Source organism: Occallatibacter savannae, from assembly GCF_003131205.1.
Classification (GTDB): Bacteria; Acidobacteriota; Terriglobia; order Terriglobales; family Acidobacteriaceae; genus Telmatobacter; species Telmatobacter savannae.
In genome coordinates this window covers 67700-89519 of the sequence record NZ_QFFY01000010.1, presented here as the reverse complement: position 1 = coordinate 89519, position 21820 = coordinate 67700, and the positions used below count along the sequence as shown (strand labels likewise).

Here is a 21820-nt window from a genome sequence, read left to right as displayed (position 1 = left end):
TTGGGGCCCGCTCAACCTGCTTTGTGCTCGAAAACTTTGACCTGCAGGCAACCAGTTCAAAGAGTTTTTCGTTACGGTCGAACTTACACCCTGGCGGCGATGTGTGGCAATCCTCTTTTGAAGAGATTGCCGGCTTCGACGAGCAGTCGTATTTTGCCGTGCGACTGGCGCGGGCGGAGGGTGGAGGAGAGTAGAGGGCCCGCGCTTTCAGTTGCGCAGCAATCAATGGGGAGACGCGGCAGATCCTGCAACCTCAGCGTTGCTGATCGGAGTTGCGTGATGCGCAGGCGCGGAGGCAGCTGGTACCAGGGCTACTCCGCGGGGGGCATTAGTGGGGGAGCTGTGTTGCATCCCAGCCGCCGCCCAAGGCGCGAACGAGGCCAACGCTCGCTGCAAATTGCCTGGTCTTGAGGTCGGTGAGGGTCCGCTGATTACTGAGCAGAGCCGTCTCGGCGATGAGGACTTCGAGGTAATTGGTGACGCCGCCCTTGTAGCGCTGGTTCGAGAGATCGAGCGAGTGCTGCGCGGCATCGACGGCGCGGCGTTCCGTTGTGGTCTCCTGGTCGAGGACGCGCAGGTCGGAGAGGCGGTCTTCGACTTCATTGAAGGCGCTAAGAACCGTGGCACGGTACGTGGCGGCTTCGGCTTCATAGAGGTGGCGGGCCTGCTCTGTGACTGCATGACGCCGGCCGGCATCGAAGAGGATTTCGGTGGCCTGGGCGCCGAGGCTCCAGAGGGCGCTGGGACCCTGAATAAGCGTGCCGACGTTGGTGCTTTCGAAGCCGCCACCGCCGCCGAGCACGACGTTGGGATAGTAGGCGCTGATTGCGATGCCGATGCGCGCGTTGGCTTCTGCGGTGCGGCGCTCGGCAGCGGAGATGTCGGGACGGCGCTCGACGAGCTGCGACGGAACTCCTACCGGGATCTGCGGCAGTTCCTGATCCAGGGGCTCGGGTTGCAGGGTCACCTGCGCGGCCTCCTTGTTGATGAGCGTCGCAATGGCGTGCTCGTACTGGTTGCGCGCCTGGTTTACGTCGACGAGCTGGGTTCGGGTGGTTTCAAGCTGTGTGAGGGCCTGCGCGACGACGACCTCGCTTGCGAGGCCGCCCTGGAGAAGGTGCTGGTTCAGTTCGACCTGGCGCTGATAATCGGCAACTGCTTTTTCGAGGAGACGTGCGTCGGAATCGAGGCCGCGGAGTTCGAAGTAGTCGGTGGCGAGCTCTGCGTGGAGGACGAGGTAGAGGTTAGCGAGATCGGCGGCGTTGGCCTGAGCGTTGGCCCGCGAGGCCTCTACGTTCCGCCGCACGCGTCCCCACAGATCAGGCTCCCAGCTGGCCTGACCGCCGAGCTGAAGGTCTCCGTAGTTGGTGTGGGTGCCGGCAGGGGCGAGGGGGCGATGGGCTGAGACTTTTGCACGTTCCGCGCCGGCGTTGCCTGTGAGGGTGGGATAGAAGTCTGCACGGGCGATGCGCACCTGGTCGCGGGCTGCCTGGTAGTTCTCGAGGGCGGCGCGGAGATTTTGATTTTGCCCGGCGATCTGGTCTTCAAGGGCGTTCAGCTGCGGGTCGTTGTAGACTTCCCACCACTTTCCGCGAAGCATCCCGTCAGAGGGAGTGGCCTGCTTCCAAGTGCCTCCGTTTGGATTGGGGGGCGGTGTGGCGGCCGTGGGCGCGGTCTCCTTGTATGCGGGAGGCGGCGGGGTGGAGAGGTCCGGACGTTTGTAGTTTGGGCCCACGGAGCATCCCGCCAAGAGGCAGAGAGCCGGCAGCAAGATGCTCAGTCTGGGCTTTGAGGTCAACTGCTTCAATCTTTGCCCCCCTGGCCATGCTGCGCGTTCTGTTGCCCACTGCTTGGATGCTGCGGGTTTACTTTTTCGCCTTCGATCAGGGAGTCTGGCGGATCCTGAATGACCAGGTCGCCGGCCTTGAGGCCGCTCACAACCTGCACTGTGCGGCCGTCGTCTTCGCCGATGGTCACGGGCACGACGTGGGCGGTGTTGTCAGCGCCGAGCACGCCGACCTGGGTTCCCTCGCGGCGGAAGATGATGGCGGAGACAGGCACCACGAAGGTTTGCACAGAGGGAGCCTTGAAGTGAACTTGCGCGAGCGACCCCGGAAGAAGCTCTCCTTTGCGATTGTCGACATCGATTTCGACGAGCAACGTGCGGCTGGTTGGGTCGATTGCATTCGCGGTGCGCACGAGCGTGCCTTGATAGGTCTGGCCCGGACGCTCGGGGAAGGAGATTTCGATCTTCGTTCCGCGCTTCAGGTTAGCCGAGTACATCTGCGGAACGTTGGCGTAGACGCGGAGTGTATTGAGCGACTGCATGTGGAACAGCTCGTGGGCTGCTCCGGTGTCGATGAGCTGGCCGATGTCGATGGAGCGGGCGGTGACTACGCCGTCGAAGGGAGCGTAGATTTTTTCAAAGGACTGCAGCTGTTTGAGCCGTTCAACGTTGGCCTGGGCCGATTTCACGGACGATGCGGTGGCGCTTGCCTGGTTGGTGAAGTTCTCGGTGTCCTGCTGAGAGACGGCGTTGGTTGAGACCAGGCCCTGGTAGCGCTGGGCCTGAGCTTTGGCGTTCTTGGCGTTGGCTTCGGCGGTGCCGAGGTCAGCTTCGGCCTGGGCGAGTTGCTGATCGAGTTCGGGGGTGGCGATTTCGGCCAGCAGTTCGCCTTTTCTCACGTGAGAGCCGATGTCGTGATACCACTTCGTCAGGTAGCCGGAGGTGCGGGCATAGATCGGAGAGTCAGTGTAGGCGGTGACGTTGCCGGGCAGGCTGAAGGTGTCTGTTGCAGCGCCTTGCTTCGGTGCAAGCGCGATGACCACGGGTGCGGCAAGTTCCTGTGTGGACTTGGCGAGGACGTTGGTGTGGTGAATCCGGCTCAGGATTCCGAACGCTGCCAAAGCCGCAAAGACGAGCAAGACGATGACGAGCGTGGTGACCGCGAGGCCTGTCGCGACCGGTTTTGCGTCAGGCGCATGCTGGGTATCGTGCCCCTCGTGCGGCATTTGCTTGTGACTTTCCCTGCCCGCGTTGGGTGTGGATTCGTTACTCATTCCCTGCTCCAGAATTCATTGCTGCTTCCTCAGTTTTGCTCATCAGTCGAACTCATCGAATGTTGCGGCCTGTTTCTCGTGGCGCCTGGTGCGGCTCTTCTTTTCGAGCCATCCGTGCACGACTGAGAAGAACGCCGGCACGAAGAAGAGGGTGGCAAAGGTGGCGAGCAGCAATCCGCCGATCACGGCGCGACCGAGCGGTGCGTTCTGCTCGCCGCCTTCGCCGAGGCCGAGCGCCATCGGCATCATGCCAAGGATCATGGCCAGTGCGGTCATGAGCACCGGACGGAGGCGGACGAAGCCGGCATTGAGCGCGGCCTGGCGTGCATCGCCCACCAGTTCTTCAAGCTGCTCGCGCGCGAAGCTGACGACCAGGATTGAATTTGCGGTGGCGACTCCCATGCACATGATGGCTCCGGTGAGAGCGGGTACGCTGAGACGCGTTCCTGTCAAAAAGAGGAACCACGTGATGCCAGCGAGGGCTGCCGGTAGTGCCGAAATGATCAGGAACGGGTCGAGCCACGATTGGAAGTTCACCACGATGAGCAGATAGACGAGCAGAACAGAAATGATGAGGCCAAGCAGCAGGCCGGTGTACGACTTCTGCATGGTCTCGCTTTGGCCGCGGAGGGCGATGTGCGAGCCACGCGGAAGCTGCTTCTCGTATTTGTCCTTGATCTTCTCGACTTCGCGCGTGACGGTGCCGAGGTCAGTGCCGACGACGTTGGTGTAAATGTCGATGACGGGTTGAACGTCGAAGTGGCTGACCGTGCCGAGTTCGGCGCCGGGCTTGAACTGAGCCAAGTTGCCGAGAATCTGCACGGGTTGCGGCGCGCCCGGTGCGGCGATGGTTTGTGGCGCGGCGCCCGATCCCGTGTTGCCCGGAGGAGTGCCACCAGCGCTCGCTCCGGCGTTGCTCGATCTCGTCACAGGCAGGCTCTGCAGTCCTGAGATCGTGTCGAGGCGGTATTGCGGGGTCTGTACGGCGACGTTGTAGCTGACGCCGTTGCGAGGGTCGAGATAGAAGCTCGGTGTCGTCTGGAAGCTTCCGCTGAGGGCGACAAGCAGGCTTTGCGCTACGTCGCGCTGGGTAAAGCCGATGGCCTGCGCGCGGGTGCGGTCCACGTTTACGGTGAAATTCGGTTGGTCGAAGGGCTGCTGAATGCGCGCGTCGGAGGCGCCGGTCACATAGCGGACTTCGTTCAGCATCTTTTCTGCAACCGCCCGGTTGCCATAGAGATTGGGCCCGACGATCTGCACATCGATTGGGGCCGACAGGCCGAAATTGAGGATCTGGGTCACGATATCGACGGGAAGAACGTAGAAGGTCACGCCGGGGTAGTCGCGTGCGAGGACGCCTCTGAGTTCTTCGACATATTCGCTGGTAGGGCGGTGTTTCTCAGAGAGCTGAACCTGGATGTCGGCATCAGCTGGGCCGATGGGGGCGGAGGTGGAGTACGAGAGATTGAGGCCGGAGTAAGGCAGGCCGATGTTGTCTACGATGGTGATGACCTGATCCGGGGGGATGTTCTCGCGGATGGTGCGATCGATATGGTCGCAAAGGGCGGCGGTCTCTTCGATGCGGGTTCCGGTACGCGCGCGGACGTGAATCTTGAACTGGCCGGCGTCGACAGAGGGAAAGAAGTCCTGACCGAGCCAGGGGGCGAGCAGTGCCACCGATGCGACGGCGAAGAGGATGAAGATGATGAGGAAGGCTCCGGCAAAGTTGACGCAGAGCGTGAGCAGGCGCAGGTAGCCATTGCGGAAAGAGGCGAAGACTTTCTCGAATCCGCTCTGGAATCTGACAAAGGGATTGCGGCTGGCCTGCTTGCGCGCTTCTTGTGCGTCGTCGTGCTCGTGGAGCAGGTATTTGGCCATGGTTGGCACGAGTGTTCGCGAGAGCAGGTAACTGGCAAGCATGGCGAAGATAACGGCTTCGGCCATGGGTACGAACAGGTATCGTGCCACGCCGCTGAGGAGGAACATGGGCACGAAGACGATGCAAATGGCCAGGGTGGAGACAAAGGCGGGAATGGCAATCTGCGCGGAGCCGTCGAGGATTGCCTGCTCCAGTTCCTTGCCTTGTTCCAGATAGCGGTTGATGTTCTCGATGGCGACGGTGGCGTCGTCTACGAGGATGCCGACGGCGAGAGCGAGACCGCCGAGAGTCATGATGTTGATGGTTTCGCCGAGAGCGGAAAGGACGATGAGGGAGCAAAGGATGGAGAGGGGGATGGAGACGGCGATGATGATGGTTGAGCGCCAGCTGCCGAGGAAAATGAGGATCATCACGGCCGTGAGGCAGGCGGCGATCAAGGCTTCGCGCACCACGCCGTTGATTGCGCCGCGGACGAATATCGACTGATCTGCAAGTGAGTCGATCTTCGTCTGAGGCGGCACCTGACCCTTCACATAGTCGAGCTTCTCGCGGACCTGCTTGATGATGTTCAGAGTCGAGGCGGAGCCCGTCTTCATGATCGACATCATGACGGAGCGTTGGCCGTTGACGCGGACGATGTTGGTCTGCGGCGGGTTGCCGTCTCGTACGTGGGCCACGTCGCGAACGTAGATCATTGCGCCGTTCACGACTCGAATTGGCAGGTTGTTGAGCTGATCGATGACGGATGGTGCAGAGTTGGTTTCGATGGAGTACTCAAACCGGTCCATCTTCATGGTCCCTGAGGGGACGATGAGGTTCTGGGCGGAGACGGCATTGACGACGTCGGCTGGGGAAAGCTGGTGGGCCTGGAGCGCCCTTGGGTCGATATCGACCTGGACCTGGCGCTGTTTGCCACCGTAGGGAAAGGGTGTCTGCGCGCCTTCCACCGTAGCGAGCTGTGTACGAATCGTGTTCTGGCCCATGTCGAACAGTTGCTGCTCGCTGAGGCCCTCTCCGGAGAGCCCAAGCATGAGGACCGGCACGCTGGAGGCGTTGTACTGGATGATGAAGGGCGGATTTGTACCGGGAGGAAGCTGGCGTAACTGGACCTGGGAGATGGAGGTGACCTGGGCGACGGCGCTGGCGACGTTAGCGTGAGGCTGGAAGAAGATTTTGATGACGGCGACTCCGGCCAGAGTCTGTGACTCGATGTGCTCGATGTCGCTGACCGTAGTTGTCATGCCGCGTTCGCTGTTGCTGACGATGCGGTTTGCCATCTCCTCAGCTGACAAGCCGGAGTAGTTCCAGACCACCGTAATGACGGGGATGTCGATGTTCGGAAAGATATCCGTCGGCATCGACATGATGCTGTAGACGCCCAGGATGAGGATCAGGAGCGCAAAGACGACAAATGTATACGGCCGCCTAAGCGCAAGCCGGACAATCCACATACGGTGGTACCCGCTCCTATGGCAGGACCAGCCGGAGCCTGGTCTGCCTGATTCTTTTCAAGGTCGATGCTCTCTGCTGGTCGCGCCGACTTTGGTGCCGTGGGCGGGGAGCTTGTCCCCGATTATGTGAGGCGATTTGCCAGTTAGCGATCGGGAGAGGAACGCCTCGCGAACCGTGGCGGACCGTTCAAGGCAAAAGCGGCTCAAAAAAGTTGAATTCCGGAGTGGCGGCAAGCAGGCGGTCACTCCGAAGAGGGTTACAGTTGAACAAACAATCTTATTCGATTACGCACGATCGAGCGAAAGTGGCGTCTGCTGATGCGCAGCGTCTTGCCACCTAACGAGCCCTGTCTAATAGGACGTCATTTTGACCGTCGAGGCTTCATTTTCCGGATGCAAGGTATCAGGATGCGAGTTGGTTGGAGTGCACCAGGTTCGAGTCAGGTGCAATTTTCTTCCCATGGAACTTTCCGCTGTTGGGGTAGGCGGCGACGCAACGAAAGGGCTTCCAGTTTCATCAGAACCAATCACTCTGCGGAGACACTCGTTTCAGTCGTATTCGTGATCGAGAATGAAAGAGTCGCCGAGGTCTTCGACTGGCGATTTGCGAGGCTTGGCGGAGGGCTTGATGCACTTTCCGCGCGAAACCTTTCAAGGTTCAAACCCGTCCCTATGAGGGGGTGCGGCGGCAGGATAGAACCTCTCTGATTGCTCCCTTTTTCAGCTGGAGAGCTGCATTTTCTTTGAAGATTTGTGAATGACTGGAAGCGATAAACATGCCGATTCAAAACGCCACTGAGCCTGATGTTGCAAAGACCGGTGAGTCGCATCCCCGCAGGAGCCCCTGGGTTCGCGTCTTTATCTATCTGGTGCTGATTGCCGCCGGAGCGTTCATCGGGTGGCGCGTGTACCAGAACAAGCAGAAGGCTAATGCCAATACCGCCCACCAAGCTGCGGCCCTGGCGAACCGCCCCGTGCCGGTCCAGGTCGTTCCGGCTGAACAGAAGCCGATGCCTATTTACCTCACGGGCCTCGGGACCGTGACGCCCAACTTCACGGTTACGGTGAAGGCGCGCGTGAGCGGCGAGTTGCTGCCGGTCAAGTTCACCGAAGGGCAGGAGGTTAAAGAGGGCGAGACGATCATGGTCATCGATCCGAAGCCCTACCAGGCGTCGCTGGACCAGGCCAAGGGTACGCTGGCTCACGATCAGGCGCTGCTCAAGAACGCTCAGGCTGAAGTGAATCGGTACAAGGCGCTATTTGCCGCGGGGGTGGTTTCAAGGGAGTCGATGGAGGCAAACGAGGCGCAGTTGGGCCAATATCAGGGCGCGATTCAGTCTGATAACGCGGCGGTTGAGAATGCGCAGCTGCAGCTGAGCTGGTGCACGATCAAGGCGCCGATCAGTGGCAAGATTGGGCTGCGACTGGTCGACCCGGGCAATGTGATTTCCGCGAACTCGACCAACCTGGTGGTGATCAATCAACTCAAGCCGATTGCGGTGTACTTCACGCTGCCGGAGAATCAGCTTCCGCAGGTGTTGAAGCGCCTGGCCGCGGACAAGCACATGCCTGTGGACGCGTACGACCGCAGCGACACGCAGCTGCTGACCAAGGGAAATCTGCTCACGGCAGACAATCAGATCGATCCCACAACGGGTACAGGGAAGCTGAAGGCCGTCTTCAACAATCAGGACTCTGTCCTTTTTCCGAATCAGTTCGTCAATATCCACCTTGTGCTGGAAAACCGGCCTAATGCGCTTGTGGTTCCCTCTGCTGCCATCCAGACCGGGCTGAACGGATCGCTCTTTGTTTGGACCGTGAACAGCGATGGCAAGGGGGGCCAGGTCTCGCAGATGCAGCCGGTAACGGTAGCTCTCGCGGAGGGCCAGACGACGATTCTGGACAGTGGACCGGCGCCCGGGACTCAGGTTGTGGTCGACGGAGCTGAGAGGCTCCGTCCTGGGCAGCCTGTGACCACGTCGGCTGGCCATCCAAGGCAGGGCGGTCGACCGGGTTCGGAACCTGGGATGACCGATAGCGCACCGGGAGGGGGACAACCCTCACCCGGGCAGCCGGCGCCTGGGGCACGGCCTGACGGCGCCCAGGGGCAGCCGGGTGCCAACCGACGGTCGGGCCAGTACCGGAGCGATCAGAGCCCGAGTTCAAACCAGAGGCAGCAGCAGTGAGTCTCAGCCCATCCCGTCCGTTTATTCTTCGCCCCATTGCCACTTCTTTGCTGATGGCGGCGATCATGCTCGCGGGCGGGGTCGCGTTTCTGCAGCTGCCGGTCTCGGCGTTGCCTGAGGTGGACTATCCGATCATCCAGGTACTGACTTTTTACCCTGGGGCTGGGCCGGACGTCATGGCGTCGTCCGTGACGGCTCCCCTGGAGCGCCAGTTCGGGCAGATGCCGGGGTTAAAGCAGATGACCTCAACGAGCTCCGGCGGCGGGTCGGTGATCACGCTGGAGTTCAACCTCGACGAAAACATCGATGTCGCCGAGCAGGAGGTGCAGGCGGCGATTAACGCGGCGAACAGCTTTTTGCCGAACGATCTGCCCAACCCGCCGGTTTACAGCAAGGTGAACCCCGCCGATGCGCCGATTCTTACCCTGGCCTTGACTTCGGACTCGCTGCCTCTGGACAAGGTAGAGGACGCAGCGGACACAAATCTGGCGCAAAAGATCTCGCAGGTGACGGGAGTTGGTCTGGTTTCGATTGCCGGCGGACAAAAGCCGGCGGTCCGGGTGCAGGCCAATCCTGCGCAGCTCGCGGCCTATAACCTGAGCCTGGAGGATCTGCGCACAGCGCTCGCGGCGGCCAATGTCGACCAAGCCAAGGGTACGCTGAACGGCAGCAGGCAGTCGTACACGATTAACGCGAACGACCAGCTGCTGTCGAGCGCGGATTATCTGCCCGTGATCGTGGCATATCGGAACGGCGCGCCAGTCCGGACATCGGATGTGGCGAGCGTGATCGACGCGCCGGAGAACACGCAGCAGGCGGCGTGGATGAATCGGCAGCCGGCGGTAATCGTGAACGTGCAGCGCCAGCCGGGAGCAAACATCATCGCGGTGGTTGACCGTATCCACAAGCTGCTTCCCACACTGCAGGCCAGCCTTCCGGCCAACGTCCAGGTTCATATCCTCACGGACCGGACCAGTACGATCCGGGCGTCGGTGAAAGACGTCGAGTTTGAGCTAATGCTCACCGTGGCGCTGGTCGTGATGGTGATCTTCCTGTTTCTGCGCAACCTGGCGGCCACAATCATTCCGTCTGTTGCGGTGCCGCTTTCGATTGTGGGCACCTTCGGCGTGATGTACCTGCTGGGGTACAGCCTCAATAACCTGACGCTGATGGCACTGACGATCTCGACTGGGTTCGTAGTCGATGACGCCATCGTGATGATCGAGAACATTTCTCGATTCATCGAAGAGGGCGAATCGCCGATGAGGGCGGCTCTCAAGGGCAGCGCTCAGATCGGCTTCACGATCATGTCGCTGACCGTTTCACTGATTGCGGTGCTGATCCCGCTGTTGTTCATGAGCGATGTAGTGGGCCGGCTATTCCGCGAATTTGCGATCACGCTTGCGGTGACGATTCTTGTTTCGGCAGTGGTTTCGCTGACGCTGACGCCGATGATGTGCTCGCGCATTCTCAAAGACAAGTCAGAAAAGCAGACCCGTTTCTACTACTGGTCTGAGTCCGTGTTCAACAACATCATCGATTCGTATGGGCGCGCACTGAAGAAGGTTCTGAATCATCGGTTCCTGACTCTGCTGGTGACTATCTCGACCTTTGTGGCCACTGTGCTGCTCTTCCTCGCCATTCCGAAGGGCTTCTTCCCTGTCCAAGACACGGGTGTGATTCTCGGGATCAGCGAAGCGCCGCAGACGGTGAGCTTCCCCGACATGGCGCGCCGCCAGCAGCAGCTTGTCGCTATCGTTCTGCAGGATCCAGCAGTCGACAACGTGTCTTCGTTTATCGGGATCGACAATGTGAACCCAACGCTGAACTCGGGTCGAATTCAGATCACGCTCAAGGCGCTTGAGGATCGCAAGATCTCGGCCAGCGATGTGATCCAGCGACTGCAGCCTAAGGTTGCGGACGTAAATGGGATTCAGCTGTTCCTTCAGCCGCTGCAGGACTTGTCTGTTGAAGATCGGGTCAGCCGTACGCAATTTCAGTATTCACTCGAAGATCCGAACTCGGCGGAACTCGCAACATACACGCGGAAGATGGTCCAGGAGCTCAGCAGGGATCCCGCTTTGACGGACGTTGCCAGCGACCTGCAGGATCAGGGACTCGGCGCTCAACTCGTGATTAACCGGGATACGGCGTCGCGGCTGGGCGTCGCAATGGCGGACATTGATAACACACTGTATGACGCGTTCGGCCAGCGCCAGATCTCGACGATCTTCACGCAGTTGAATCAGTATCACGTGGTGATGGAAGTCGGTCACAACTTCCAGACGAACCCGACGACGCTGAATAACCTGTACGTCAAATCGAGCAACGGGACGCAGGTGCCGCTAAGCATGCTGGCGCACTGGGAGCAGACGCGTGCGCAGCTATCGATCGGGCACCAGGGGCAGTTCCCTTCGACGATTGTCAGCTTCAACCTCGCACCGGGCAGAGCGCTTGGAGATGCGGTCAAGGCTGTGAACAATGTCGAGAAGAATATCGGTCTGCCGAACAGCATCAACGCGAGCTTTCAAGGCACGGCGGCGGCTTTCCAGACATCTCTGTCGAATGAACCCATCTTGATTCTGGCTGCGCTCATCACCGTCTACATTGTTCTGGGTGTGCTTTACGAGAGCTACATTCACCCCATCACGATCATCTCGACGCTGCCGTCGGCCGGAGTGGGAGCGCTGCTTGCGCTGATGCTGTTCCGCGTGGAGTTCAGTGTTATCGCGCTGATTGGAATCATTCTGCTTATCGGCATCGTGCAGAAGAACGCCATTATGATGATCGATTTCGCGCTTCAGGCGGAGCGCGAGGAGGGCAAGTCGTCAGAGGAAGCGATCTTCCAGGCGTGCCTGCTGCGTTTTCGACCGATCATCATGACGACGATGGCTGCGCTGCTCGGTGGTTTGCCGCTGGCTCTGGGCGGCGGCACCGGCGCTGAGCTTCGCATGCCGCTCGGTGTCAGCATCGTGGGAGGTTTGATCTTCTCGCAGATGCTGACGCTGTTTACCACGCCGGTGGTCTATCTCTACTTCGACAGGCTCGCGAAGCGGTTGCAGCCGAAGGATCTGACCACGCCGGAACGGCAGATGGCTACGGCGGACTGAGGCGGAGCGAACGATGCACTTATCCGCGCCATTCATTAAGCGACCTGTAGCTACTTCACTGCTGAGCATCGCGCTGCTCCTCGCAGGATCGGTGGCATACTCGGTGCTGCCAGTCGCTTCGCTGCCGGATGTCGACTTCCCCGTTATCGGAGTGGGCGCAGGGCTGCCTGGAGCGAGCCCTGAGACAGTGGCATCCGCGGTTGCTACACCACTCGAGCGGCAGTTCGGCCGGATTGCGGGCGTGAACCAGATGACGTCGACCAGTTCGCTGGGATCGGCGAATGTCACACTGCAGTTCGATCTGAATCGCGATATTGATGCCGCATCGCGCGATGTTCAGGCTGCTATCAACGGAGCCCGAAGCCAGTTGCCTGCGTACATGCCGCAGAACCCGGGCTACCGCAAGGCTAACCCAGCGGACGCGCCGATTCTTATTTTGACGCTGACCTCGGATGTCGTTCCGAAGCCGCAGATCTACGATATGGCCGACTCGATGCTTGCGCAAAAGATCGCGCAGATCACGGGTGTGGGACAGGTGTTTGTCGGTGGAAGCGCGCAGCCCGCGGTACGCGTCGAGCTCAATCCCATGCAGCTTGCGAATAACGGGATCGGGATCGAGGCCGTTCGCACGGCGCTCAGCAACGCGAACGCGAACCGGCCGAAGGGCAGCTTCAACGACGCGCAGCATCGCTGGCAGATTGACGACAACGACCAGATCTTCAAGGCGTCGGAATACAAGCCGATTATCGTAGGGTACAACAAGCAGACCGGAGCCACGGTTCGGCTGGGCGATATTGGCGATGTGGTCGATTCGGTTTCGGATATTCGCACAGCAGGATTCGCCGGCAACAACGACACCGGGAAGAGCGGCACTCTTAAAGACGCCATCCTGATCATCATCTTCAAAATCCCGGGCGCCAACGTGATTGACACCGTGGACGCTGTGCTGAAGGAGATGCCGAGGCTTCAGGCGGAGATTCCGCCAACGATTCAGATGAACGTAGCGCTGGATCGCACAACGACGATTCGCGCCAGCGTTCGCGATGTGGAGATTACGCTTCTCATCAGCGTGCTGCTCGTGGTGCTCGTTGTGTTTGTGTTTCTGCGCGAGATATGGGCCACAATCATTCCCTCGATTGCCGTGCCGTTGTCCCTTGTCGGAACGTTCGGCGTCATGTATCTGCTGGGCTACACGATCGACAATCTCTCGCTGATGGCGCTTACCATCTCGACGGGCTTCGTTGTCGATGACGCCATTGTCGTGATCGAGAACATCACCCGGTACCTCGAAGAGGGCATGAGACCCTACGAAGCCGCGATGCGAGGCTCGAAGGAGATCGGATTCACCGTTCTCTCGATGAGCACGTCGCTTGTCGCAGTATTCCTGCCCATTCTTCTGATGGGGGGGATCATCGGCAAGCTGTTCCGCGAATTTGCCGTGACGCTCAGCGTTGCGATTGCGGTGTCGATGCTTGTCTCTCTTACGACAACGCCGATGCTTTGTGCACGCTTTCTCAAGCAGCGCGATGAGAGCCGCCACGGTCGGCTGTATCGGATGTTCGAGAATGCCTTCCAGTGGCTGCACTATGAGTACAACGTCGCGCTGCGATGGGTGCTGCGTCATCAGTGGCCGACTCTGGCGATCGCCATTGGCTGCGCGTTCCTTAATGTCTATCTTTTCAAGATCGTTCCGAAGGGATTTTTCCCGCAGCAGGACACAGGAAGACTGGGCGGACAAACGATCGGCGAGCAGGACATCAGCTTCCCGGCGATGCGCGACAAACAACAGAAGCTGGCTCAATTTGTGCTGAACGATCCCGCAGTAGCGACCGTGACGGCGTTTGCCGGGGGCGGCCGCGGCAGCAATAACACTGGGTTCATGTTTGTGGCGCTGAAGGATCCCGATAAGCGTCCGGGACATGTTTCGGCCGATCAGGTGGTGAATCGACTTCGCGGCAAGCTGCTCAGCGTGCCGGGGGCGCGTACTTTCCTGCAGGCTCAGCAGGATATTCAGGTGGGCGGCCGCGGAAGCGCCGCGCAGTATCAGTACACGCTTTCGGATCCCGATGTGGACGAACTGAATACCTGGGCGCCGCGTCTCGAAGCTAAAGCGCGAACAATGCCGGAGCTTCGCGATGTATCGACGGACGAGCAGAATCACGGATTGTCAGAGACGCTCGTGATCGATCGAGATACGGCGGCCCGCCTTGGGATCACGACGTCCGCTATCGATCAGGTGCTCTACGACGCATTTGGGCAGCGCCAGGTTTCTACGATGTACACGGGGCTGAATCAGTATTTTGTGGTGATGGAGGTCGCACCGGACTTTCAGCTCAGTCCCGACTCGCTTAAGAACATCTACATCAAGACGGGGTCGACCGGCGCCTCCGCTTCTGTCCCTCTCCTTGGATCGACGGTAACCGCCGCGTCGAGTGCGGCCGCTACCAATGCTTCGAGCGGCGCCGGTGCGGGCTCTTCCCCAGCCGCGAGTTCGGGCTCATCGGGCGCCTCCGCTGTGTTTCCGACCGCGGCAGGACAACTGGTCAGCTCAAACGGAAGTGCCGGCAGCAGCAGTTCGCTTGCTGCGGCTTCGAGTGGATCAAATACGAGCCCGGGTTCCTCGATCAGTTCGAGCACTCCAGCGGCCTCGAACGGGGGCGGCGCGAGCAGCGGCACTAACTCGGTTGCAGCGAATATTGCAGCCATCGCAGCCTCGAACAATGAATCGATGACCGCCGCGGCGATCGGCTCGGGCACTCTGACCGGAATGCCCGCCGGGGTGCAATCGCTGCCGTTTGCAATTCAAAGCACGTCGTCAGCATCCGCTGGGGTGGGACCGGCTCCTGCTGCGAGTACTGCGCCTGCGATGGGGGCGATGGTGCCGCTTTCGGCGATCGCTCACTGGGAGGAGAAGCGAACCTCCTTGACGGTCAACCACCAGGGGCAGTATCCGGCAGTCACGCTTACGTTCAACCTGGCACCGAACGTGGCGTTGGGAGATGCCGTAACGGCGTTGCAGAATGCCCAGGCTCAGATCAGTATGCCCTCGACGGTTCACGCGACTTTTCAGGGAACGGCGCAAGCCTTCCAGGAATCGCTTGCGAACGAACCCTATTTGATCCTGGCCGCACTGGTGGCGGTCTACATCGTGCTTGGCATTCTGTACGAGAGTCTCATCCACCCGCTGACGATTTTGTCGACGTTGCCCCCGGCGGGGGTTGGCGCGATTCTTGCATTGTTGATTACGGGCACGGACCTGAGCATCATGGCTCTGATCGGAATTCTTCTGCTGATCGGGATCGTGAAGAAGAACGCGATCATGATGATCGACTTTGCCCTGCAAGCCGAGCGGGAAGAGGGGTTGCCGCCTGTTGAAGCGATCTATCAGGCTTGTCTGCTGCGTTTTCGTCCCATCATGATGACGACGCTTGCCGCCATGTTCGGGGGCCTGCCTCTGGCGATCGGGATGGGTGTGGGTTCGGAGCTGCGGCAGCCTCTCGGAATTACGATCGTGGGTGGTTTGCTGGTTTCGCAGATGCTGACGCTATTCACTACACCTGTCGTTTACTTGTTCTTCGACAAGTTACAGTGGCGAGTGATGAAGCTGCACCGGATCGGGTCAGAGCTGGAACAGCCAAGCGGGGATTAGACTTCCGGGGGATGCCACTTTCGAGCGGCTTCGAGGATTTCCTGATGAGTGGTAGTTACCTTCGTTCGGAGCGCACGTAATATATATTTCAGCAACTTAGATGAATGAGTTGGCCCAAAAGTCTGCGCGGATACATCCTTTGGGTAATGTCTCGCATGGTGACCTCCGGCTATTCTTCCGTGCATAGCAGTTCCGATTCTGCTAAGTCATATCCGCCAATCCCCAAGCCCTTCTCGTTGATGAGAAATTAGCGGAGCAGATGCAAGCGGATTCCCACGAAGACTGCTGTAAGGAGATCCGATGGGCAACCAGGGCTACCGGGCAAACTACCTAGCCGCCTTTGAAGGCGCTAATCATCAGCTGGAGTACATCTACTCCGAGTACCATGAGCTTCAGCGGCGCAAGGAGAAGTTGGAAAGCGTGTTGTCAGCGCTTGAGCCGTTTCTACAGTCGGCATCTGGCTACCAACAGGAGAGCCAAATCCCAGAGCCGGTTCACTACGAGCCACAGCCGGTCCGCACAGAGCCCGCTTATGTGGAGCAGTATTCCGCTCCGGAGCCGGTGGCCGAGCCAGTGCACGCTGAGATCTTCGCAGAACCTGTCCCAGTACCTGTCTATGCCGAGGCTGAGTCGACCCTGGATCCCCTGCAGCTTCGGATCAACCGTGCTCTCGGTCTCGCGGTAGCGTAGCTTTTCGTTGATTCAGAAGAAGCCGGGCTATCGCAGCCCGGCTTCTCTGCTGGTTGCAACAAGAAGGGCGGCTTCGATGGAAGCCGCCCTGCGCTTTTGAGGTTGTTGGGTAATCTTAAGCCCTCACGTATGCCGGCTCCTCGACGCCCGGCCTGGTCAATTCAAGGAGCCGAACGGGATAGTAGGCGTTGCGGGTGTACTGCTTCACCATACGGTTGGTATTGAAGTAGGACCCGTTGAAGGCGAGGGTAGTGCGCATCATCTTCGCCCACTTCTCCGGCTCATTGCGATACATGGGAACGACGGCGTTCTCAAGTTTCAAGTAGAGGTTGACCGCTTCTTCGGCGTCGTTCGCGCCGTCTTCGATAGCCCAGCCGGTTACGCCCTCGATGCATCCCTCGATCCACCAGCCGTCGAGAATCGAGAGGCTAGGCACACCGTTCAGCGCAGCCTTCATTCCGCTGGTTCCGGAAGCTTCGTAGGGACGGCGCGGCGTGTTCACCCACACGTCTACGCCGGCGGTGAGCAATGCACCGAGATCCCATGCGTAGTTCTCGAGATAGACAATGCGGAGCATGTCGTTCGACAGCTTGCCAGCGGTCTCGATGACGTTGTGGATAAGAGCCTTGCCTGGCTCGTCGGCAGGGTGCGCCTTGCCCGCATACAGAATCTGCAATCCGCCGGCCTGGGTGGCGATCTTCAGGAGGCGCTCCGGGTCCGTGAACATGAGGCTTGCGCGTTTGTAGGTGGCAGCACGGCGGGCAAAGCCCAGCGTCAGCACATTGGGGTTCAGTACGAGTCCGGTTCGCGATGCGACCTCGGTCAGGAGTGCTTCCTTGGCGCGATGGTGGGCGCTTAGAATTTCCTGCTCGGGGAGATCGATGGCGTTGCGCAGGCAGAGGTTGTCGCGACGCCAGGCGGGGATGTGGGTGTCGAGCATCTGCTGGACGGGCTCGGAGATCCACGTCGGAGCATGGACGCCGTTTGTGATCGCATCGATCTGGTATTGCGGGAACATCTCTCGCGAAACCTTGCCGTGCTGCATGGCCACGCCGTTTGCATACCGCGAGAAGCGGAGCGCCAGCATGGTCATGTTGAGAAGCCCGTCCTCGAAGACGCCGAGCTTCTCGAGCCGGGAGGTCCTGTCGCCCCCGAGGATGCGGATCGCTTGTTCAGTCGAGAACCGGTCGTGTCCTGCCGGAACCGGCGTGTGCGTGGTGAACACGCATTTGTTGCGCACCTGCTGGATGTCAGCTTCGGTCGGGGAGTTCAGTGGACCGCCGCCCATTTCGCTCTCGAGCAGAGCCAGGGTGAGCAGCGCTGCGTGCCCTTCGTTCATGTGGTAGACGTTCACCTTGAGACCCATGGCATTGGCCATACGAACGCCGCCGAGTCCAAGCACGATTTCCTGCTGCAGGCGGTAGTTAGTGTCCCCGCCGTAGAGGTGATCCGTCAGACCTCGGTCCCAGCCCGAATTGCCGTCGAGATCCGTATCCAGCAGATAGATAGGCACGATATGGCCGTAGCGCCCCACCATGTCGTAGCGCCATGCGCGCACGGTGACGTCGCGGCCTTCGACGGAGACCCGAATGCGCGCCGGCTCCTCGGTGCAGAGGTCAGCGGGATTCCAAGGCTGCACTTCTTCTGTCTGATCGCCGGACTGGTTCAGGTGCTGCTGGAAGTACCCCTTGCGGTGCGCCAGAGAGAACGCGACCAGCGGAATGCCCAAGTCGGCTGCCGAGCGGAGTGTATCGCCGGCGAGCATGCCGAGGCCTCCCGAGTAGGTGGGAATTCTGCGGTCGATCGCGATCTCCATGGAGAAATAGGCGACCAAACCAGATGCTGGGGTGATTTCGTAGGAAAAGGGCTTATTCAAGTTCTGTTGCATCCTTTATGTCTCTCTGCGAGCTCAAAAATGCCGATCGGCATGAAGTTTCAGAAACTCAGGTCCCGCTATCTATTTGCGGTTGTTGTTCCCGAGAGCTACCCCTTGGGAGATGTTTCTCTCCTCATCTTGTGTGTACCAACTCTGGGGAAACCTGTGAAAGATTCTAGCAAGGAAAAACGCTTTTGTTGTTCGTAGACAGAGTGCCGGCGGTGACTTCAGAGGACCGCGTTTTCCACCTTATGGTAATGAGATGCACTCTCCGGTGCTCTGGAAGATACAGGTCTTTCAATGCGAGAGGCTGGCAGTAACCTTGTGCGCGCCACTGGAGGCGTGGCAGATGTGGATCTGGGGCTTGATTCCCGTTGCATCCGCGTAACTTCCGGCCAGAGCCTCTGCAAACTTGGGCGCCTGTTCCTGCTCGACAAGGTTGATTGTGCAGCCGCCGAATCCACCTCCAGTCAACCGTGCACCGATGAGTCCGGGAAGCTTGTTGGCCAACATGACCATCGTGTCGGCTTCTGCACAGCTGGCTTCGAAATCTTTGCTGTAGCTCTCATGCGCCTCTGCCATGAGCCTGCCAAGTTCCTTCAGATCGTGATGGATGAGCGCATCGGCTGCAGCGACTGTGCGGGAGTTCTCAGTGATGACGTGACGAGCTCGCTTGAGGGCGTTTGGGCTCATCTCAGAGCCCCACTTTTTCAGATCGTCGACATTTGCATCACGCAGGAAACGGACCTCATGCCTGTGGCGAGCAATGACGCTTGCAGCTTCTTCAACCTCGGCACGGCGCGACGTGTATTCACCGCCGGCGACGGAGTGCTTGACCATGGTGTTGGCGATGACCAGCGCCACGTTTGCAGGAATGGGCGCAAGCCTGAAGCTCAGATCGCGGCAGTCTAAGAGCAGGGCATGGTTTGCTTCGCCGTTCACGGAGATGAACTGGTCCATGATGCCGCAGCTGGAGCGTACGAACTCGTTCTCAGAGCGCTGGCAGAGCCGGGCAAGCTGAGGGCCCGGATAATGGACGTTCAGCAATGAGGTTACGGCGAGAGCCGTGGCGACCTCGATGGCGGCAGAACTCGAGAGGCCCGAGCCGAGCGGTACGTCCCCGTAGAGACTCAGGCTGAACCCGGTCGTACGGTGACCCTCGCCGGCGAGAATCGCGATGACGCCAAGCGGGTAATCGCTCCAGTGCTGGGTCGCTTCCGTGGGAAGAGCCGCCGCTTCGACAATGTGTTCTTCCCTGAAGTTTTCGGAGTAGATGACGATCTTGCCGTCTGTCCGAGGAGAGATAGCAGCAAGCGTGGCAAAGTCGATGGCTGCGGGCATGACGAAGCCCTCGGCGTAGTCGGTGTGTTCGCCGATAAGATTCACTCGGCCTGGAGCGGCGAAGATTTCCGGCTCGGCTTTGAAGCGGCTCAAATGTAAGGAACGCAGTGCTTCAGGATCATGCATCAGTTTTTCTCTCGATTCGTTCGATCTCAACCTGCATAGGCCACGAGTAGGACTCGCCGGGCGCGAGTTGGCGGGACCACGGTCCGGAAATGGCAAGCGAGTCTACCGGAGCGGTGGAAGGCTCCATTGCTACGCAAACCTGTTTGGGGCCCGGCTTCTCGGGCCATCCTCCATAACAGAGCCAAAGTCCCAGGTACGGGGTTGCCGCTGTATCAAATTGCACGCGGACATGAATACCTGCGGATTGACGCTCCAGCACGCACCAGTTTTCGCCCGACGTGAGCGGCCCGGCAAAGAGCTTGTCGCCGACTCCTGAGTCGCTTCGATTCACGGTGCTCAAGTTGGCGGTGCTGCCGTTCGCGAGTTTCGCAACGGGCCAATCGACCGACGCGCCTGATTGTCCCAGCCGCTTGCCGCCCGATCCCTCTACCCGCAATGTGTGGACCGACTCGGGCAACAGGATGCGGTCGCCTTCGTCGCAGACAAAAAGCGGATGCGCTGCCCACGACCATGGGACCGAGTATTTGCCGCAATTGCGAACCCGGTAGCTCAGATCCAGCCGCCAACCACGCTCGATCTCATGCAGATGAATCGTCCGCTCGACCTCGAGGGGGAGGGAGAAGCACTTGCCGAAAAGGGTGATGGAGCTGCCATCGCCGGATTTGCTCTCAGGTCCGTGCTTTTGCCAATCGACTCGCCATAGGTCGCCGTGATCAGGGATGTTGGCAATTCCGGCGGCAGTTTCCACCTGGCATGCGGCGACCGACGGCAAGCATTCATCCCACCCGCTCGCGTCGCCTTCGTCGAAGGCCATTGTTTGCGTCCGTGTTTTGACGGGAGCCAGGGGAGCCTGGAGAAGCTCGCGCGAAGCGATGCGAATGGAAGAGATTTTGGCGCCGAAGTGAGGAAGTACGGTGACATGACAATCGCCCGCTCGGATGAGAACGTTTTCACTTTTGGCGATCGATGTCCTTGCTTCTGCCAAGTCAGCCATTCTCCATTTCAGAGCAGGCGCCGCACAATTCATCCCAGATCCGGTCCAGCCATACCTCATGCTCCGGCTTCATCAGTACCGATCGCAGGCAGGTGCCCAGCTCTCTGCTGCTGCCGGCAGATCCAAACCAGAATTGCGGCAATTGTACTAGCGCCAAGTGCAGGTTGCGGCGGGCGCACGCTGAAAAAACCGATTGCGCTAAAGCTGATGATCCCTGAGTGCTTTCGGCCTTCATCTTCCAGACGACGATGTCGAGCTCCGGGACGCATCCAGCGAGCGCTTCGAACCTTGAGTCGGTCCGCAACCGACGGTCGAGGTCCAGGGCAGCGCGCCGGCTTTTGGCGAGCGCGTCTGCAAACTCGCCATCCGGCTGGAGGGGCAGAAGCTTCTGGGTAGCCCACAGGGCGACTGCGGCTGCCCCGGCCCGCGAGCACTCCAGGCTGATCTCGCCCAGGTGGAGATCCTTCGAGGAGAAATAGGTGTAGGGGGAATCGTGTTTGTAGAAAAGTCCTACAGCGGGATCACGGAAAAGCACGCATCCACATCCATAGGGCTGCAAACCGTGCTTGTGTGGATCGATGACAATGGAATCGGCCTGTGCAATTGCTTTGTAGGCGGCTTGGGCCGGTTCGTCCAAAACGTCTTCGATCAGCTTGAAGTAGCCTCCGTAGGCTGCGTCTACGTGCACCCTAAAGTCGTACTTCTCCCGTAGCTTGAGGATTTCGGGCAGGGGGTCGACCGCGCCGATGGCGGTGGTGCCGAGCGTGACCACCACGGTGCCGACATCACCCTTGCGCAGCTCGTCTTCGAGTGAATCGAGCCGCATTCGGCCGCAGGCGTCGGCCTGGACGGAGCTGTATTGCAGCTTGAGGACGCTTGAGATGCGGTTATGGGTGTAGTGGGCCTGTTCGGAGCCGACGATTCGGCGATGGGTGGCGGTGCCCTGTGTCTGGCTGGCGACCCAGAGGGCTTCAAGGTTCGCCATGGTTCCGCCGGATGTGAGGTGTCCGAGGTATTCTGTCCAGCCGAACATGCCGGCGATCTCACGGACAGCCTCGATCTCCATCTCGGAACTGGCTCGGCCTCCGTCCCGGGCATGGTTATTGGGATTGATGGTCATCGCGAGGGCATAAGCCGCGCGGGCGACAGGATGCGGCGGTTTCAGCATCTGCCCGGCATAGAGCGGGTGGAAGTAGGGGTAATTGTCGCCGAGCCGGCGCGCCGTCTCGTCGAGAACTGCCTGGAGGGAGCTCGCATCTGAAGCGGTTGCACGCTCTGACTCGAAGCCAGGGAGGTGACCGAACTCGCGGTCCAGTACAGCAGCGGCGCGAGACAGCAACTCAAGTGTCCGGTCTCGAGTCATAACGATGTTTCACCCTATCACAAGCGGTATGCTTCGGTAAGTCGTGCGGTTTGAGACGCATCGCGCATTCGCGACTTTCGTCATGGGGCAGAATG

11 protein-coding genes are annotated in these 21820 nt (G+C 59.8%); 4 read left to right on the top strand and 7 right to left on the bottom strand.

All coding sequences use genetic code 11. The features are described from left to right. Positions 1-328: 328 nt before the first annotated feature. Genes DHV10_RS26115 through DHV10_RS26105 form a run of 3 tightly spaced genes read right to left on the bottom strand, consistent with a single transcriptional unit; the run spans position 329 to position 6390 of the window. Positions 329-1750, bottom strand: coding sequence for an efflux transporter outer membrane subunit (locus DHV10_RS26115; RefSeq protein ID WP_275425944.1), 1422 nt, complete (start codon positions 1748-1750; stop codon positions 329-331). Between the two features lie 53 nt (positions 1751-1803). Beyond that, a complete protein-coding gene (locus DHV10_RS26110) occupies positions 1804-3060 on the bottom strand; it encodes an efflux RND transporter periplasmic adaptor subunit (protein WP_109489371.1) in 1257 nt (418 codons plus the stop codon). A 42-nt stretch (positions 3061-3102) separates the two neighbouring features. Next, positions 3103-6390, bottom strand: a complete 3288-nt coding sequence (locus DHV10_RS26105) for an efflux RND transporter permease subunit (RefSeq protein WP_109489370.1) — start codon at positions 6388-6390, stop codon at positions 3103-3105. A 776-nt stretch (positions 6391-7166) separates the two neighbouring features. Here DHV10_RS26105 and DHV10_RS26100 point away from each other — a divergent pair. The 4 genes from DHV10_RS26100 to DHV10_RS26085 all read left to right on the top strand — a co-directional run bounded on the left by DHV10_RS26100 (position 7167) and on the right by DHV10_RS26085 (position 16025). After that, positions 7167-8576 carry an efflux RND transporter periplasmic adaptor subunit gene (locus tag DHV10_RS26100; protein WP_109489369.1) on the top strand — a complete coding sequence of 470 codons (1410 nt, stop codon included), beginning with the start codon at positions 7167-7169 and terminating at the stop codon, positions 8574-8576. Beyond that, a complete protein-coding gene (locus DHV10_RS26095) occupies positions 8573-11686 on the top strand; it encodes a multidrug efflux RND transporter permease subunit (protein ID WP_275425941.1) in 3114 nt (1037 codons plus the stop codon). The genes DHV10_RS26100 and DHV10_RS26095 overlap by 4 nt, the downstream gene beginning before the upstream one ends. Before the next feature lie 13 nt (positions 11687-11699). Next, positions 11700-15335, top strand: coding sequence for an efflux RND transporter permease subunit (locus DHV10_RS26090; RefSeq protein WP_109489367.1), 3636 nt, complete (start codon positions 11700-11702; stop codon positions 15333-15335). A 300-nt stretch (positions 15336-15635) separates the two neighbouring features. Further along, positions 15636-16025 (top strand): hypothetical protein, encoded by a 390-nt coding sequence (locus DHV10_RS26085; RefSeq protein WP_109489366.1) that lies wholly within the window; start codon positions 15636-15638, stop codon positions 16023-16025. Positions 16026-16140: 115 nt separating this feature from the next. Here the strand turns inward: DHV10_RS26085 and glgP are convergent, their stop codons facing one another. From glgP to DHV10_RS26065, 4 genes are all read right to left on the bottom strand, one after another. Continuing rightward, positions 16141-17901: an alpha-glucan family phosphorylase gene (gene glgP / locus DHV10_RS26080; protein WP_239462057.1), complete on the bottom strand. Its 1761-nt coding sequence runs from the start codon at positions 17899-17901 to the stop codon at positions 16141-16143. Positions 17902-18198: 297 nt separating this feature from the next. Next, entirely contained in the window at positions 18199-19368 is a 1170-nt protein-coding gene (gene galK, locus DHV10_RS26075) for a galactokinase (protein ID WP_109489364.1), read from the bottom strand. Then, positions 19361-20362 carry an aldose epimerase family protein gene (locus tag DHV10_RS26070; RefSeq protein WP_162601919.1) on the bottom strand — a complete coding sequence of 334 codons (1002 nt, stop codon included), beginning with the start codon at positions 20360-20362 and terminating at the stop codon, positions 19361-19363. Before DHV10_RS26070 ends, galK begins: the two co-directional genes overlap by 8 nt. After that, positions 20355-21725 carry a pyridoxal phosphate-dependent decarboxylase family protein gene (locus tag DHV10_RS26065; RefSeq protein ID WP_109489362.1) on the bottom strand — a complete coding sequence of 457 codons (1371 nt, stop codon included), beginning with the start codon at positions 21723-21725 and terminating at the stop codon, positions 20355-20357. The genes DHV10_RS26070 and DHV10_RS26065 overlap by 8 nt, the downstream gene beginning before the upstream one ends. Between the last annotated feature and the right edge of the window lie 95 nt (positions 21726-21820).

Bases quoted from the DNA above. Each gene is read 5' to 3' on its own strand.
- DHV10_RS26110 (WP_109489371.1), bottom strand. From the start codon at position 3,060: ATGAGTAACGAATCCACACCCAACGCGGGCAGGGAAAGTCACAAGCAA.
- DHV10_RS26105 (WP_109489370.1), bottom strand. From the start codon at position 6,390: ATGTGGATTGTCCGGCTTGCGCTTAGGCGGCCGTATACATTTGTCGTC.
- DHV10_RS26100 (WP_109489369.1), top strand. From the start codon at position 7,167: ATGCCGATTCAAAACGCCACTGAGCCTGATGTTGCAAAGACCGGTGAG.
- DHV10_RS26090 (WP_109489367.1), top strand. From the start codon at position 11,700: ATGCACTTATCCGCGCCATTCATTAAGCGACCTGTAGCTACTTCACTG.
- DHV10_RS26085 (WP_109489366.1), top strand. From the start codon at position 15,636: ATGGGCAACCAGGGCTACCGGGCAAACTACCTAGCCGCCTTTGAAGGC.
- galK (WP_109489364.1), bottom strand. From the start codon at position 19,368: ATGCATGATCCTGAAGCACTGCGTTCCTTACATTTGAGCCGCTTCAAA.
- DHV10_RS26070 (WP_162601919.1), bottom strand. From the start codon at position 20,362: ATGGCTGACTTGGCAGAAGCAAGGACATCGATCGCCAAAAGTGAAAAC.
- DHV10_RS26065 (WP_109489362.1), bottom strand. From the start codon at position 21,725: ATGACTCGAGACCGGACACTTGAGTTGCTGTCTCGCGCCGCTGCTGTA.